This is a genomic window from Streptomyces sp. R11 (assembly GCF_041051905.1).
Lineage (GTDB): Bacteria > Actinomycetota > Actinomycetes > Streptomycetales > Streptomycetaceae > Streptomyces.
The window spans coordinates 3437398-3453454 of the sequence record NZ_CP163432.1; the positions used below are offsets into that span (position 1 = coordinate 3437398).

Genomic DNA, 16057 nt, shown 5'->3' on the forward strand with positions numbered 1-16057 from the left:
CGGCCACCCCGCGCCCGGGGTCAGGACCACCCCCGCAGGTCATGTAGAGTTACGCCGTCAGCAAGCGCCGCTAGCTCAGTTGGTTAGAGCAGCTGACTCTTAATCAGCGGGTCCGGGGTTCGAGTCCCTGGCGGCGCACAGACAGTGAAGGCCCCTCGCAACTGCGGGGGGCCTTCGCACGTGGGGTTGCCCCTTCTGGGCCCTGCAGGTGCGGCTGGGGGTCCGGGGGTCATCCCCCGGGATAATGCAGCATCAGCGGGTCCGGGGTTCGAGTCCCTGGCGGCGCACGCTGACGATGGGGAGCCATGATCGCGCTTTCTGCGATCATGGCTCGCCATCGTCGTTCCTGCGCGGCTGCCCCGCGCGTCGTGGGGGCTCCGCCACCCACACCCCCTTCGGACTGGAAGCCCCTCGTGCAAGCGGGGGGCTTTTCGCGGGTTTGGCCGGATACTCTCTGGCCATGGCAGCGCGTGACCTCCAGGAGCGGATCAAGAAGCTCATCATCGACCGCCGGCTGGCCTCCGGGGCCCCGCTGCCGACGGAGCCCGAGCTGATGGCTCATCTGGGCGCCAGCCGCAACTCCGTGCGCGAGGCGCTCAAGGGGTTGCAGGCGATGGGCATCGTCGAGATCCGGCACGGCTTCGGCACCTACGTCGGCACGATGTCCCTGGCCCCGATGATCGAGGGCCTCGCCTTCCGCACGGTCGCCGGACACTACCGGGGCGAGGACACCCTGCTCCAGCTGGTGCAGCTGCGGGAGGCCGTGGAGACGGGGCTGGTGTCCCGGCTCGCGGGGCGGATCCCGGATGCCGACCTCATTGAACTGGATGCGCTCGTCGACCGTATGGAAGAGCAGGCCGCGCGCGGCGGTGACGGCATCGCCGAGACCGACCGGGCGTTTCACGCCACCCTCTACCGGGGGCTGGACAACGCGCTGCTGGGCGAGGTCATGGAGGCGTTCTGGGACGCCTTCCACCGCGTCCACACAGATCTCGGGGGTGCTCCGCAGGATCCGCTGGTCACCTGCCGGCAGCACCGGGAGATCGTGGACGCGGTGCGGTCGGGTGATGCGATACGAGCAGAGGGGGCCATACGGGAGCACTTCGGCAACATCCGTGCACGGGTATCCACGGCGGGTACACAACACCCCCACAGGTGCCACAATGAGCGCGTATGACCGGTAAACACCTCGTTTCGCATCTTGCGATCATGCGGAACGGCGTAGAACTCTGGTGATTGGTTTTTCAAGATGCTGCGGATACGCGGCAGTTGGGGGGCAAGGAGCCGGTTGCCGGTTTTCGCCGGGGAGTAGGGGCCCCGTTCATGACCGCATGCCGAGGGGGGCATGATGCAACCGGAAGGTCGCTGTTCCATGTCTAAGGTGTGGAAGACGTGGTGACTGCGGCCCACCACTGATACGTCTGTGAAGGTCGAGGGGGACCGGAGCAGTCGTCAAGGAACCGACAGACACGTGGGGTTACCCGCGTGTGGGGGGATGACTCATGACGTCGACGCCGACGGGCGCCCGGCAGAACTTCGACCCGTCTCAGACCACCCAGCTAAGGGTGCCGTCACATACCCGGACCGGCGCGTTCCGCCGGATCAAGAAGACGCTGCCGAAGTACGACTACGAGCACTACAGCCGGCTGGCCGGTCCCCTCACCCAGCCCGACCCGAACAAGCCGTACCGGGTCGAGTACCGCTCACTGATCTCGCAGGAGCCGCACCGGATCAGAGTCGCGCTGATGCTGGCGGCCGCTCCGCTGCTGTCGCTGGTCCTGCTGTTCTGGCTGCTGCAGCCCGAGCACTGGACCGAACGCGACTATCCCGCCTTCGACTTCCTGCCCGCGCTCGACATCGTGATGCTCGTCTCGATCGGTCTGATCGAGTTCTTCCGCTGCATGAACGTGCTGTCGAACGCGCACGCCACGCTGGTCGCCCGCGACCCGATCCCGGTGGTTCCCGAGACCGGCACGAGAGTGGCCTTCCTGACCTCCTTCGTGCCCGGCAAGGAGCCGCTGGAGATGGTGACGAAGACCCTGGAGGCGGCCGTCAAGCTGCGCCACCGGGGCCTTCTGCACATCTGGCTGCTCGACGAGGGCGACGACCCGGAGGTCAAGGAGGTCTGCAAGCGGCTCGGCGTGCACCACTTCTCCCGCAAGGGCGTCGCCAAGTGGAACCAGGCCAAGGGCCCGCACCGCGCCAAGACCAAGCACGGCAACTACAACGCCTGGCTCGACGCCCACGGCGACGACTACGACTTCTTCGCCTCGGTCGACACCGACCACGTGCCGCTGCCGAACTACCTGGAGCGGATGCTCGGCTTCTTCCGCGACCCGAACGTCGGCTTCGTCATCGGCCCGCAGGTGTACGGCAACTACGACAACTTCGTCACCAAGGCCGCCGAGTCGCAGCAGTTCCTCTTCCACGCCCTCATCCAGCGCGCCGGCAACCGCTACGGCGCCCCGATGTTCGTGGGTACGTCGAACGCCGTACGCATCAAGGCGCTCAAGCAGATCGGCGGTCTGTACGACTCGATCACCGAGGACATGGCGACCGGCTTCGAGATCCACCGCCACAAGAACCCGGCGACGGGCAAGAAGTGGCGCTCGGTCTACACGCCGGACGTGCTCGCCGTCGGTGAGGGCCCCAGCGCCTGGACGGACTTCTTCACCCAGCAGATGCGCTGGTCGCGAGGGACGTACGAGACGATCCTCAAGCAGTACTGGAAGGGCTGGTACTCGCTGCCGCCGAGCAAGCTCTTCAACTACACGATGATGATCATCTTCTACCCGATGTCGGCCCTGAACTGGATCCTGGCGGCGCTGAGCTGTGCGCTGTTCCTGGGCCTGGGCGCCTCGGGTGTGAACATCGACCCGACGATCTGGCTGATGCTCTACGGCAACGCCTCCGCGCTCCAGATCGGCCTGTACGTCTGGAACCGCCGCCACAACGTCTCGCCGCACGAGCCCGAGGGCTCCGGCGGTGTGGCCGGCATGGTGATGTCCGCACTGTCGGCGCCGCTGTACGCGAAGGCGCTGATCGATTCCGCGCTGCGCAAGAAGAGCAAGTTCGTGGTCACTCCCAAGGGCGATTCCGCGAGCCCCGACCGGTGGTTCGGAACCTTCCGGTACCACTGGTACTTCATCGGGATCTTCGGCGCCTCGATCACCGCCGGTTTCGTGTACGGCCACTCGCACCCGGCGATGATCATCTGGGCGACGTTCGCCATGCTGATCACCGCGACGCCGATCTTCGCCTGGCGCTACATGCTGCGGCAGGAGAAGAAGAAGCCCGCCGCGGCGGCCCCGGCGCAGCCTGTGCCGGCGCAGCCCGCGCCGTATCAGCCGGAGACGCAACCGCTGCCCGCGCAGCACGCGTCCCATGCCCCGCACGCGGCGCACGCGCCGCAGCACAAACCGAGTTGGGCCGCCTCCGGCAGCGGCACCGACCAGACCATGCAGATCGCCCTTGGTGGACTTGGGGGACGTAAGGAATGAACGACCGTGCAGGCCGCCGCCGCGCCCGTCGACTCGCGATAGGTACGGCGGTGGTGCTCGCGCTGGCCGGAATGAACGGGCCGTGGCTGTATCGCGTCGGCACCGAGAAATACCACCAGTACCAGATCAACAGACCCGAGTACAAAGCCGAGAACGGCAAGTGGGAGATCGTCGACTTCCCCGAGGAGTACCGCCAGAACACCATCCACGCGGCGCTCCTGCACACCGGCAAGGTGCTGCTGATCGCGGGCTCGGGCAACAACCAGGACAACTTCGACGCGAAGAAGTACGACACCCGGATCTGGGACCCGGTCAAGGGCACGATCAAGAAGGTGCCGACGCCGAACGACCTGTTCTGCACCGGCCACACCCAGTTGTCCAACGGCAACCTGCTGATCGCGGGCGGTACGAAGCGGTACGAGAAGCTCAAGGGTGACGTCACCAAGGCCGGCGGCCTGATGATCGTCCACAACGAGAACCCGGACGAGCCGATCACGCTGCCCGCGGGCACCAAGTTCACCGGCAAGGAGAACGGCAAGACGTTCGTCTCCAAGGACCCGGTGCTGGTGCCGCGCGCGAAGAAGGTCTTCGACAAGGCGACCGGCGAGTTCCTGCGCAACGACCCCGGTCTCGGCCGGATCTACGTCGAGGCGCAGAAGAAGGGCGCCAAGTACGAGACCGGCACCCAGGACAACTACCGCGTCCAGGGCCTGACCGGCACGGACGCGCGTAACACGTACGGCATCGCGCAGAAGCTCGCCCTGGACAAGAAGGACTTCCAGGGGATCCGGGACGCCTATGAGTTCGACCCGGTCGCCGAGAAGTACATCAAGGTCGACCCGATGCACGAGGCCCGCTGGTACCCGACGCTCACCACCCTGAGCGACGGCAAGATCCTCAGCGTCTCCGGCCTCGACGACATCGGCCAGCTGGTGCCGGGCAAGAACGAGGTGTACGACCCGAAGACCAAGAAGTGGACGTACCTGACGAAGGTGCGGCAGTTCCCGACGTACCCGGCGCTGTTTCCGCTGGAGAACGGCAAGATCTTCTACTCGGGTTCGAACGCCGGCTACGGTCCCGACGACGTGGGCCGCGACCCCGGCATCTGGGACGTCGACACCAACAAGTTCAGCAAGCTGCCCGGGCTGAGCGACCCCAAGCTGCTGGAGACCTCCGGCACGGTGCTGCTGCCGCCCGCGCAGGACGAGAAGTACATGGTGATCGGCGGCGGTGGCGTCGGTGAGTCCAAGGAGGCGAGCGAGAAGACGCGGCTGATCGACCTGCAGGCCGACAGCCCGAAGTTCGTGGACGGACCTTCGCTGGAGAAGGGCACGCGGTATCCGCAGGCCTCGGTGCTGCCGGACGACACCGTGCTGGTGTCGGGCGGCTCCGAGGACTACCGGGGCCGCGGCGACTCCAACATCCTCCAGGCGCACCTCTACCGCCCCGGGGCGAAGTCCCTCGACCGGGTCGCCGACCCGCTGGTGGGCCGGAACTACCACTCGGGGTCGATCCTGCTGCCCGACGGCCGTGTGATGTTCTTCGGCTCCGACTCGCTCTACGCCGACAAGGCCAACACCAAGCCCGGCGAGTTCGAGCAGCGGATCGAGATCTACACGCCGCCGTATCTGTACCGGGACGCGCAGCCGACGCTGTCGGGTGGTCCGCAGACCATCAAGCGGGGCGGGACGGGCACGTTCACCTCGCAGCACGCCTCGTCCATCGAGAACGTACGGCTGATGCGGCCGAGCGCCTCCACGCACGTCACGGATGTCGACCAGCGGTCGGTGAAGCTGGACTTCAAGAAGTCCGGTGACAAGGTCACGGTGACTGTGCCGACGAACCGGAACCTGGTTCCGTCGGGCTGGTACATGCTGTTCGTGACGGACGACCAGGGCACGCCGAGCAAGGCGCAGTGGGTCAAGGTCCCGTAGCGGAACCGTAATTGGGGCGCCATCCGCGACGGAGGGCGCCCCAATTTCATTCAGGAGCTACTTGCTGGCCTTCGCGAGCTTCAGGGCGTAATCCCCCCACCACTCGCCCGCCTTCGGTCCGCCCTTGCACTCGCCGTCCGACTCGCCCGGGCGCTTGACCCACACGAACGCGTCGACCAGCGGGTCGGTGGTCTTGGTCGTGGGCGTCTCCCCCAGCGCACGGCCCGGCGGGTTGCACCAGCGCTCGTCCGGGTTGCCTTCGGTGTAGGGGCCGTTGCCGTTGCGGCTGGTGTCGATCACGAACGGCTTGTTGCCCACCTTGGTGGAGAGCTCCTTGCCGTACTTGATCGAGTCCTCGGTCGTGTAGAAGTTGGAGACGTTGACGGAGAAACCGTCGGCCTGGTCGATGCCCGCCCGCTTCAGCGGCTCGAAGATCTGGTCGGGGTGTCCCCAGCCGGCGTTGCCGGCGTCGACGTAGACCTTGGTGTTCTTCAGGGACTTGAGCTTGGTGATGGCGCCCTTGAGGAGGTCGTAGCGCTCCTCGTGGAACTCGCCGGGGGTGCAGCCGTCGACCAGGTGCAGTACCGCGTCCGGCTCCAGGATCACCGTCGTGTCCCGGTCCCCGATGCCCTTGGCCACGCCGTCGATCCAGCTCCGGTAGGCGTTGCCGTCGGCGGCGCCGCCCTGCGAGTACTGGCCGCAGTCGCGGTGCGGGATGTTGTAGAGGACCAGCAGGGCCGTACGGCCCGCCTTGTCGGCGGCCTCGGTGAAGCCGCGTGCCTCTTCCTCCGGGCTCTCCGGGCCGATCCACTCGCCCGTCGGCTGCTCCGCTATCTTGCGGATCTCCTCGGCGTCCTCCTTCTTGCCGGCCTTCACATAGGCCGCCACCTGCTCGGCCGCGTTCCCGTCCGGGTTCACCCAGAACGGGTCGGTCTCCTTGGGCTGTTGAGTGATTCCGGCGCCGGCGTTGTCGTCGGGGTCGTCGCCGTCCCCGGAGGACGAACAGCCCGCCACCAGCAGTGCCGCCCCCAGCACCACCGCGGACGTCCGCGCGCGAGCCCCCCGCCAGGCCCCCCTGTTCAGGTACATCCAGCTCCCCCTCGGGTGCACTGTTCCAAGTCTCAATCCTGACATACGTGTCGTGGGGCACACGAGTTCGCCGAACCTTGTCGGGGAGCTGTTACAGCCACTGTGACGGCTGCCACGACGACTGGGGAAAAGGGCGCCAGGGGAAGGGGAGGGTGCGGTCATGCACCGGAGCACCCGGGAGATCCGGCTGGCCAAGGCGTTGGTGGAGTCGGTCGGACACGCTCGTCGACGGCTTCGAGGCCGCGCACTGCTTGTCGGGCGTCGCCGACCACTGCGTGGGGGTGCTGGGGCGCGGGGTTCATGCTGATCGACGACGGCCGCGCGGTGTCGCTGGCGGCGGGCGGCGCGGACCGCGAGGTCGCCTAGGAGCTGCTGCGGGCCCAGTACGGCGGCGGGCCCTGTCTGGACAGTTACAGCTCCGGGCGAGCGGTGCCGGTCTCGATCAGGACGGCCCGGACGGACTCCCGCCGGCCCGGGTTCACGGAGCGGACGCTCGCCCACGATACCGCCACGACGTACGCGGTCCCGCTGCGCCGCCGGACCGGCTGCTCGGCGCGCTCAACGTCTTCGGCGCCGACCGCACCGGCGGCTCCCCGTCCGAGCACGGTACGACGCTGCGGCTGGCCCGGCTCCTCGCCGACTGCGCGGCCCTGGGCCTGGAGAACAACACGACGTACGTCCAGTGCCGCACCCTCGCCGGTCAGTTGCAGCAGGCGCAGTCCAGCAGGGTGCGCATCGAACAGGCCAAGGGCATGCTCGCCGAGCGCCGGCACACTCCCGCCGATCACGCCTTCGTGGCGATGCGGCAGTACGCGCGCCGGCGCAGGCTGCCGCTGGACCGGATCGCGCAGGAGGTCATGGAACGGGTCGCGGACGGCGCCGGGCGGCGGAGGGCGCGGACGGCGAAGGACGCGCGTAGTACCCCCGCGAACTTTCTCTAGGCCCCGGCCGCCATCCGCTCTAGAGTCATTGCCGGACGACCTCAGCCCCCGGTCGGACGAGCCCCCCAACTCTGGTCACACAAAGCCTCCCGCGCCGGTCGCCGGGTTACTCCCGCAGCCCGTGCGCGCGCGGTCGAGGACCGGCCCGGTCGGCGACTTCGGGGGAGCGGTCGTCGGCCGGGCCAGGTGAACGGCCGCGCCCGTCACAGCCCCGACCCCGTGAGGTACGCCGACACGATCACGTTCGCCGTGTAGGTGCGGGTCGTTCGGTCGAAGGTGCCGCCGCAGGTGAGCAGGCGCAGTTCGGCGCGGCCCCGGTGGTGGGCGCCGTAGGCCTGGTGGGCGTCGAAGTGGTCGCGGGGGACGACGTCGACGTCGTCCACGGTGAACTCGGCGACCTTGCCGTCGTCGCGGAGCACCCGGACCGTCGCGCCCGGCTTCAGCGCGCGGAGGCGGTGGAACACGGCCGGGCGGCTCTCGGTGTCGACGTGGCCCACCATCAGCGCGGCCCCGACGGCTCCCGGCTTCACCCCCGCCGCGTACCAGCCGACGTCGCCGGCCTGGGCGTAGGGCGGTGGATCGATGGCGCCGTGGCGGTCGAGGCCCCGGGCGACCACCGGGGCCTGGATCCCGAGTCCGGGGACGTCGAGGCGTTGCGGCAGCGCGTCGCCCAAAGGACGTGCGGCGGGCGGCAGGTCCACCTGCGGCGGCCGGCCGACCGCGGCGACGTCGCCGGCCACGGGCGCGGAGATGCCGTGCTGTACGTCGGTGACCTCGCGCCCCCACAGCCACAGTCCGAGGAGCAGCACGGTCCAGGCCACGCCCATGAGAAGGCGGCCCCCGTAGCCGGGGCCTTCGTGCTCGGCCATGGTCAGCGCGGCCTGCGCTGCTCGCGGCTGCGGCGGGCGCTGCGCAGCGCCACGGCGGTCGCGGCGACGCCGGCGAGGACCAGTCCGGTCACGGTGTGCGCCGTGCCGGGACCGGCCTCACGGGCGTCCACGACGGCGAGCCGGGCGGTGCCACCGCCGCCGGCGGGGACGGGTGCCACGGGAGAGGCGGGGCCCGACGGCTCCGCCCCGTGCCGCGCGCCCTGCGGTCCGGCGACCGTGACCGCGCCCGTGCGGGACAGCTCCCCGCAGGCGATCTTTACGTCGTACGTGCCCGCCTTGAGGGTGGAGCGGATGCGGCTCTCGCCGGTGAGGGTGCCGTCGGCGCCGACGGTGAGGCGGGCGTCGGCGACGAACGCCTCGGAGACGGCCTCGGCGGCCCGCTCCGGGCATCCGCTCACTCGCAGCGCGATGTCCGCGCCCGGGCGGGGGGACGACGGGCTGACCGAGACACCCCCGTCCGCCGCGTATGCCGCCGGAGCGACGGCGGCCGCGCCCAGGGCGGCCATCGCACAGAGAGTGACCCGCAGTGATCCCATCGTGAACCTCCAGTTACCTGGAGACTCCCCCCGGGGCACCGGCCACGCATCCTCAGCGGGGCCGCACTGCTCCGTACGGGTCGTGTTGCGCCCCGTTTCCCCGTCCCCGGGTTTCAGATCCGGTCGACGAGGTCCGCGATGGAGTCCACGACCTTGGACGGCCGGTACGGGAAGTTCTCCACGTGTTCGGGCCTGGTCAGCCCGGTGAGCACCAGGAACGTCTGCATCCCGGCCTCCATGCCGGCCAGCACGTCGGTGTCCATGCGGTCGCCGATCATGGCGCTGGACTCGGAGTGCGCCCCGATGGCGTTCAGGCCGGTCCGCATCATCAGCGGGTTCGGCTTGCCCGCGAAGTACGGCTGCTTGCCGGTCGCCTTGGTGATCAGCGCGGCGACGGCGCCGGTCGCGGGCAGCGGACCCTCGGTCGACGGACCCGTCTCGTCGGGGTTGGTGCAGATGAAACGGGCGCCGGCGTTGATCAGCCGGACGGCCTTGGTCATGGCCTCGAAGGAGTAGGTGCGGGTCTCACCGAGGACGACGTAGTCCGGGTCGTGGTCGGTGAGGATGTACCCGATGTCGTGCAGCGCGGTGGTCAGGCCGGCCTCGCCGATGACGTACGCCGAGCCGCCCGGGCGCTGGACGTCGAGGAACTTGGCGGTGGCCAGCGCCGAGGTCCAGATGTTCTCGATCGGCACCTCCAGGCCCATGCGCTTCAGCCGGGCGTGCAGGTCACGCGGGGTGTACATCGAGTTGTTGGTGAGGACGAGGAAGGGCTTGCCGGACTCGCGCAGCCTCTTGATGAAGGCGTCGGCGCCGGGAATCGGAACGCCCTCGTGGATGAGCACGCCGTCCATGTCGGTGAGCCAAGAATCGATGGGCTTGCGGTCTGCCATGTTGCTGTGCTCCTGGCCTGCGTACGGGATGAGCTGGGGCGCCGGAACCACGGCGTACCGACGCCCCCAGAGTAGTCAGGAGTGGCTGATCCTGACCCCGTCGATCACCCAGTACCAGTTGTTGGACCCGGTGTAGCGGAACCGGAAGCTCACGCTGGAGGCCCCGGAGGGGACGTCGACGGAAACGGACTGCGGCTGCGAGACGACGTCGGAGTTGTAGCTCTTGACGACGGTGGGCGTGCCGCCGTTGAAGGACGCGAGGATCTGGGCCGTCTGGGAGCCCTCCTGCCGGTAGAGGGTCGTGAAGTCCAGCCGCACCCTGGTCTGCCCGGTGACGTCGTACGCCGGGGTCACCAGCGTCGAGTCGTACGTGCCGGAGAAGCTCTTGTCGGCCCACTCGTCGGAGTCGGCGACCGCGAAGACGCCGCGGGCGCGGACGTTGAGCTCACGCCACTGGTCGCGCTGCGTGCGGGACCAGAACTCGTCGGTGGCGAACGCCCAGCCGCGCCACTCGGTCATGCCGCCGGTGCCCATGGCGTTGTTGATGACGGACCAGCCGCTGGGCGGCGTGTGCGTGTAGCCGCGGACGGTCGACGGGATGCCCGTCTCGTCCGTTCGGGTGGACAGGGTGAGCGCGTCGAAGGGGTCGCCGGAGCGCTCCTGGACCGGCTTGCCGTCCAGGCCCCAGGCGGGGTCGACGGGGATGCCGAGCTGCTTGAGGACGGTCGGTACGACGTCGACGAGCCGGGTGTCGATCGGGCGGGCGCTCGCGGCGATGCCGGGGCCGGTGGCGAGGACGAACGTGCGGCGCTCCTCGATCGAGGACCCGCCGTGGCCGCCCGGGTCCGTGTGGCCGTGGTCGGTGGCGACGATGACCGTCCAGCGCTCGGTGCCATGGCTGGGCCGGGCCTTGATCGCGGCTCGCAGCCGGCCGACGAACGCGTCCTGGACCGCGATCTGGTCGAGGTAGGCCTGGCTGCCCGCGCCCTGGTTGTGGCCCACGATGTCGGACTGGCCGAAGTAGACGAACAGGACGTCCGGGTTCTGGTCGCGCAGCAGCGCCTCGGTCTCGGCGGCGATGGTGGCGTCGTGCCCGGTGTAGCCGTCGGCGTCGCCGTCGAGGACCAGCTTCGCGTCCGCGCCGGGGGTGATGGTGCCCTGGGTGTCCAGGGGCTTCCAGTCGACGGCTGCGTACGTGGACAGGGCGGGCCGGACCTGGGCGAGGCGGGCGAGGAAGCCGGGGTAGCGGGCGTAGTTCTTGCCGATGAAGGTGTTGTCCTTCACGCCGTGTTTGTCGGGCCACACGCCGGTGGCGATGGTGGACCAGCCGGGGCCGGAGGAGGTGGCGGCCATCGGCCCCGAGTACAGCAGCGAGGTGCCGTACGTGCCCTCGCTCATCATGGCCTTCAGGTGCGGGGCGTTGGCCGCGTCGATGCGGTCGTGCCGCAGGCCGTCCATGCCGATGACGAGCACCTTGTCCTTGCTGGTGCCGTTCGGGAGCGTGGGCAGGGCGTGGGCGCCGGGCGCGGTGGAGGCGCCGAGCGCCAGGGTGGCGGCGGTCGCCGTGGTGGTGGTGAGGACGGTGCGGCGGGACAGGTGTGACGTCACGTGATCCTCCTGAGCGGGTGCGAGCGGGCATGGCGACGCCCCCGGTGTGGTGCCAGGGGCGTTGCGTGGAGCGGTCCGTACGGGGTGGGTCAGCTGTCGGTGGCCGACTTCCAGGCGTCTACGTACGAGGTCAGGTTCTTGTCGATGTCGTCCCAGTCGGGCTCGAAGACCTCGACACCGTCGATGATCTCGGCGAGCGCGGTGGCGTTGGCGTCGGTGGCCTTGACGTCCTGGCGGGCGCTGAAGCCGCCGCCGATCTCGCTGACCTGCTTCTGGGCTTCCTGGCTCAGCATGAAGTCGAGGAGCTTCCTGCCGTTCTCGGTGTGGGGGGCGTCGGTGACGAGACCGGCGGCGTAGGGCAGGGCGAAGGTGGTGGGCTTGCCGCCGTCCTTCGCAGGGAACCAGATGCCGAGGTTCGGCATGGTCTTGGACTGGGCGAAGTTCATCTGGACGTCACCGTTGGCGACGAGCAGTTCACCCTTGTCGACCTTGGGCGCCAGCTTGCCGGTGGAGGCGGAGGGTCCGACGTTGTTGGACTGGAGCTTGCGCAGGTAGTCCATGGCGGCCTTCTCGCCGCCGAAGTCGTGCATGGCCTTGATGAGCACGGCCGTTCCGTCGCCGGCGACGCCCGGGGTGGAGTACTGGAGCTTGTTCTTGTACTTGCCCTCCAGCAGCTCCTCCCACGTGGTGGGCGCCTGCTTCAGCTCGTTCTTGTTGTAGATGAACCCGAAGTAGTTGTTCACGACCGAGGTCCAGGTCGCGTCGGCGGCCTTGTCGGCGGCACTGACCTGGTCGGAGCCCTTCGGGGCGTACTTCTGCAGCAGGCCCTTGCCGTCGGCCTGCTGGATGAAGGGCGGGAGCGTGACGATCACGTCGGCCTGCGGGTTGCCCTTCTCGCGGGCGGCGCGCTGCACCATCTCGCCCGAGCCGCCCTCGACGTACTCGACCTTGATGCCGGTCTGCTTCTCGAAGTCCTTGAAGATCCGGTCGTACCAGCCGTCGCCCTTCTCGCCCTTGAGGCCGTCGGCGCTGTAGACGGTGACGACCTTCTCGTCGGCGGCGGCGGAGTTGCCGCCGCAGGCGGTGAGCAGCGGGGTGGCGGCGAGCGACACCGCGAGGGCGGTCCTGATCGTGTTTCTGGGCATGACGAGGTGAACTCCTTGCACTGAAAGGGGGTTTGCCAAAGAGGCGCTGATCAGCGGTACGAGGCTCGGGTGCGGATGCGGGAGACGGCGAACAGCGCGAGCAGCGTCGCCGCCATCAGGACCACCGCCAGGGCGGAGCCGGCGAACAGGGCACCGCGGTCGGTGGCCGCGTAGATCAGGACGGGAAGCGGGGTCCAGTCGGGCGGGTAGAGCATCATCGTGGCGCTCAACTCGCCCATGGACAGGGCGAAGCAGAGGCCGGCGGCAGCGGTGAGGGACGGCAGCAGGAGGGGGAGCCTGACCCGCCACAGCACGTACGCGGGCCGGGCGCCGAGGGAGGCGGCGGCCTGTTCGTACGCCGGGTCGAGGCGGGCGAGGGCGGCGGACACGGACTGGTGGGCGAAGGCGGTGACCAGGACGGTGTGGGCGAGGATCACGATCTGGCGGGTGCCGTTGAGCAGGAGCGGCGGCTGGGAGAACGCCACCAGGATCGCGAGGCCGACGACCACCGAGGGCACCGCGACCGGCAGGACGAACAGCGCGTCCAGGACCCTGCGGTACCGCCTCTTCAGCCCGGCCGCCGCGAGGGCCGCCCAGGTCCCGGCGGCCAGGGCGAGCAGGCTCGCGGCGGCGGCCGTGACCAGGCTGGTGGTGAGGGCCTGGAGGGCCTCGCCGCGGGTGGCCGCGCTGTAGTGGCCGGTCGTGAAGCCGGAGGGCAGCACGCTGGACCAGCTGGTGGCGAAGGAGGCGCCGAGGACGACGAGGAGCGGAAGGGCGAACAGGGGCAGGAACAGGACGAGGAACAGGGCCCATACGGCCCACTTGGCCCCGCGGCTATGCACGAGCACGGCGGCTCACCACCCGGTAGAGGCCGTAGAGGCCCACGGAGATCAGGGCGTTGACGACGGCGACCACGCACGCGCCCGGGTAGTCGGACTCCAGGATCGCCTTGCTGTAGACGAGCATCGGCAGGGTCGTGACGCCTTTGGCGCCGGTGAACAGGACGATGCCGAACTCGTTGAGGCACAGGACCAGCACGAGGCTCCCGCCCGCGGCGAGGGCGGGCAGCGCCTCGGGGAGGATCACCCGGCGGATGATGCGCAGCGGGCGCGCGCCGAGCGAACCGGCCGCCTCCAGCTGGGCGGTGTCCAGCTGGGAGAAGGCCGCGAGCAAGGGTCGTACGACGAACGGCGTGAAGTACGTGATCTCGGCGAGCAGGACCCCCCAGGGCGTGGCGAGGAACTGGAAGGGGCCGTCCTGGGCGCCGGTGACGTCGGTCCACAGGCCGTTGGCCATGCCGACCGTGCCGTAGATGAACAGCAGGGCCAGCGTGATCAGGAAGGACGGGAAGGAAAGGAAGACGTCGATGAAGCGGGCCACCGCCCGTGCCCCGGGGAAGGGCACGAAGGCGATGACGAGCGCGATGACGAACCCGAGGACCAGACACCCGACGGTTGAGCCGACCGCCAGCCACACCGTGGTCCACAGCGCCTCACGGAAGGCGTCGGAGGCGAAGACGTCGGCGTACGGCTCGAGGGAGGTGCCGCCGGTGTCCGGCTGGAGGGACTGCTGGACGACGAGGGCGAGCGGGTAGAGGAAGACGAGGGCGAGGAGGGCGACGGGTGGGGCGGCCCACAGCAGCGCTCTGGACGACCGTGGCGATGTCGGCTGCGGTCCGGCGGCGCCCCTGAGGGGCGCGGGGAACTGCGCGACCAGCCACGACCGGCCCGCGGACACTCGCCGACCGATCGCGGCACTTCCCGCGGAGCGCTCAGTCATGGGTGACTCCGGCGGTCAGGAGTACCGCGTCGTCCGGGGAGAAGTGCAGGGTCACCTCGTCGCCGTGGGCGGGCGGCTCCTTGAGCTCGCGCAGGTCCGCGATGACCGGGTGGCCGTCGACCTCGACGTACAGCCGGTGGGTGGCGCCGCGCCACTGGATCTCCTTCACGGTCCCGGAGAGCCGGTTGGGCCCGTCGCCGAGGCCGACGAGGTGGGGCCGTACACAGAGCGTCGCCTTCGCGCCGGGCGTCGCGCCCGCCGTGCCGACCTCGATCTCGCCGCCCCCGAAGGCCACCCCGCCTCCCGAACCCACCGTCACCGGCAGCAGGTTGGCGTTCCCGACGAAGGAAGCGGTGAACTCGTTGGCCGGCGCCCGGTACAGCTCCCGCGGGATGCCGCAGGCCTGGAGGCGGGCGCTGTCCATCACCGCGATCCGGTCGGCGAGGGTGAGGGCCTCGACCTGGTCGTGGGTGACGTACAGGATCGTGACGTCGGGCAACTCGCGGTGCAGACGGGCCAGTTCGGCGAGCATGCCGGAGCGCAGGCGGGCGTCGAGGGCGGAGAGCGGTTCGTCGAGGAGGAGGACGCCTGGACGGATGGCGAGCGCGCGGGCGATGGCGACGCGCTGCTGCTGGCCGCCGGACAGCTCACGCGGGTAGCGGCGGGCGTAGGCCGCCATGCCGGTCATCTCCAGGGCCTCGGCGGCGCGGGTGCGGATCTCGGCCTTGGAGACCTTGGGGGCCTTCTGCGCCTTCAGTCCGAAGGCGACGTTCTCCTCGACCCGCATGTGCGGGAACAGCGCGTACTGCTGGACGACCATCCCGATGCCCCGCAGGTACGGCGGCAGGTCCGTCACGTCCCGTCCGCCGAGGAACACCCGCCCGGAGGCGGGCCGTACGAACCCGGCGACCGCCCGCAGCGCGGTGGTCTTGCCGGATCCGGAGGGCCCGAGCAGCGCCATGACCTCGCCGGGCTCGACGGTGAGGTCGAGGGAGTCGAGGACGACGTTGCCGTCGTAGGCGACGCTGACGGAGTCGAAGCGGATGCCGCTCATGTCAGCACTCCTGGCAACTCCGCGACGGAGCCGAGCACATGGGTGGCGCCGGCCGCCCGCAGCGCGTCCGCGTCGTGCGCGCCGGTCAGGACACCGGCGACCAGGCCCGCGCCCGCGCGGACGCCGCTGAGCATGTCGTAGGAGGTGTCGCCGACCACGGCGAGCTCCCGGACGTCTTCGGCGGCCGCCGTCCGCAGGAGCGCGGTGAGGACCATGTCGGGGTACGGCCGCCCCCGGCCCCCGGCGTCGGCCGGGCACAGGGTGAGGGGGACGAGGTCCTGCCAGCCGAGCGCGTCGAGGATCGCGTCCTGGGTGACCCGGGCGAAACCGGTGGTGAGGACGACGGTACGGCCGCCGGCCTGGAGCTCCTCGATGGCCTCGCGGGCGCCGCGGACTGGTGCGACGAGCCCGCCGTCGACGAGTTCGCCGTACGCCTTCTCGAAGGCCGCGTTGGCGCGCTGAGCCCGCTCCTCGTCGCCGAACAGATGGCGGAAGACGGAGATCTTGGACTCGCCCATGGTGGCGCGCACGTAGGCGAGCTTGTCGGCGTGGTCCGGGGAGCCGGGCTCGACGCCCAGTTCCGCGGCGGCCGCCGCGAAGGCCCGCTCGACGAGGCCGCCGTCGGCGACGGTCGTTCCGGCCATGTCGAGCACGACCAGCCGCGTCTGCTGATGGTTCGTCAATTTCC

At 69.8% G+C, this 16057-nt stretch carries 14 protein-coding genes and 1 tRNA gene; 5 read left to right on the forward strand and 10 right to left on the reverse strand.

The genetic code is table 11. The features are described from left to right. Nucleotides 1-64 precede the first annotated feature (64 nt). The 4 genes from AB5J55_RS15630 (at nt 65) to AB5J55_RS15645 (ending at nt 5434) form a co-directional block, all read left to right on the forward strand. Nucleotides 65-138 (forward strand) — tRNA-Lys (locus AB5J55_RS15630). A gap of 322 nt (nt 139-460) precedes the next feature. Further along, nucleotides 461-1177 (forward strand): FadR/GntR family transcriptional regulator, encoded by a 717-nt coding sequence (locus AB5J55_RS15635; protein ID WP_369271270.1) that lies wholly within the window; start codon nt 461-463, stop codon nt 1175-1177. Between the two features lie 325 nt (nt 1178-1502). After that, entirely contained in the window at nt 1503-3500 is a 1998-nt protein-coding gene (locus AB5J55_RS15640) for a glycosyltransferase family 2 protein (protein ID WP_369271271.1), read from the forward strand. After that, complete coding sequence (locus tag AB5J55_RS15645; RefSeq protein WP_369271272.1) at nt 3497-5434, forward strand: galactose oxidase-like domain-containing protein; 1938 nt, start codon at nt 3497-3499, stop codon at nt 5432-5434. The genes AB5J55_RS15640 and AB5J55_RS15645 overlap by 4 nt, the downstream gene beginning before the upstream one ends. 57 nt (nt 5435-5491) lie before the next feature. Here the strand turns inward: AB5J55_RS15645 and AB5J55_RS15650 are convergent, their stop codons facing one another. Then, nucleotides 5492-6523 (reverse strand): glycoside hydrolase family 6 protein, encoded by a 1032-nt coding sequence (locus AB5J55_RS15650; protein ID WP_369271273.1) that lies wholly within the window; start codon nt 6521-6523, stop codon nt 5492-5494. 251 nt (nt 6524-6774) lie between these two features. Between AB5J55_RS15650 and AB5J55_RS15655 the strand changes: the two genes are divergently transcribed. Continuing rightward, the gene (locus AB5J55_RS15655) at nt 6775-7464 is read left to right on the forward strand and encodes an ANTAR domain-containing protein (RefSeq protein WP_369271274.1); all 690 of its coding nucleotides are present in this window, start codon (nt 6775-6777) and stop codon (nt 7462-7464) included. Between the two features lie 203 nt (nt 7465-7667). Here AB5J55_RS15655 and AB5J55_RS15660 read toward each other — a convergent pair whose 3' ends face one another. The 9 genes from AB5J55_RS15660 to AB5J55_RS15700 form a co-directional block, all read right to left on the reverse strand. Next, nucleotides 7668-8333: a class F sortase gene (locus AB5J55_RS15660; protein ID WP_369271275.1), complete on the reverse strand. Its 666-nt coding sequence runs from the start codon at nt 8331-8333 to the stop codon at nt 7668-7670. Between the two features lie 2 nt (nt 8334-8335). Further along, entirely contained in the window at nt 8336-8890 is a 555-nt protein-coding gene (locus tag AB5J55_RS15665; protein ID WP_369271276.1) for a hypothetical protein, read from the reverse strand. 113 nt (nt 8891-9003) lie between these two features. Continuing rightward, nucleotides 9004-9783, reverse strand: coding sequence for an HAD-IIA family hydrolase (locus AB5J55_RS15670; protein ID WP_369271277.1), 780 nt, complete (start codon nt 9781-9783; stop codon nt 9004-9006). 75 nt (nt 9784-9858) lie between these two features. Then, complete coding sequence (locus AB5J55_RS15675; protein WP_369271278.1) at nt 9859-11391, reverse strand: alkaline phosphatase family protein; 1533 nt, start codon at nt 11389-11391, stop codon at nt 9859-9861. 89 nt (nt 11392-11480) lie between these two features. Further along, complete coding sequence (locus AB5J55_RS15680) at nt 11481-12536, reverse strand: 2-aminoethylphosphonate ABC transporter substrate-binding protein (protein ID WP_369271279.1); 1056 nt, start codon at nt 12534-12536, stop codon at nt 11481-11483. A gap of 50 nt (nt 12537-12586) precedes the next feature. After that, nucleotides 12587-13384, reverse strand: a complete 798-nt coding sequence (locus AB5J55_RS15685) for an ABC transporter permease (RefSeq protein WP_369271280.1) — start codon at nt 13382-13384, stop codon at nt 12587-12589. Next, nucleotides 13371-14315, reverse strand: coding sequence for a 2-aminoethylphosphonate ABC transporter permease subunit (locus AB5J55_RS15690; protein ID WP_369271281.1), 945 nt, complete (start codon nt 14313-14315; stop codon nt 13371-13373). The genes AB5J55_RS15685 and AB5J55_RS15690 overlap by 14 nt, the downstream gene beginning before the upstream one ends. Beyond that, the gene (locus tag AB5J55_RS15695) at nt 14308-15369 is read right to left on the reverse strand and encodes an ABC transporter ATP-binding protein (RefSeq protein WP_369271282.1); all 1062 of its coding nucleotides are present in this window, start codon (nt 15367-15369) and stop codon (nt 14308-14310) included. Before AB5J55_RS15695 ends, AB5J55_RS15690 begins: the two co-directional genes overlap by 8 nt. Continuing rightward, nucleotides 15366-16052, reverse strand: coding sequence for a phosphonatase-like hydrolase (locus AB5J55_RS15700; protein WP_369271283.1), 687 nt, complete (start codon nt 16050-16052; stop codon nt 15366-15368). The genes AB5J55_RS15695 and AB5J55_RS15700 overlap by 4 nt, the downstream gene beginning before the upstream one ends. Nucleotides 16053-16057: the final 5 nt, after the last annotated feature.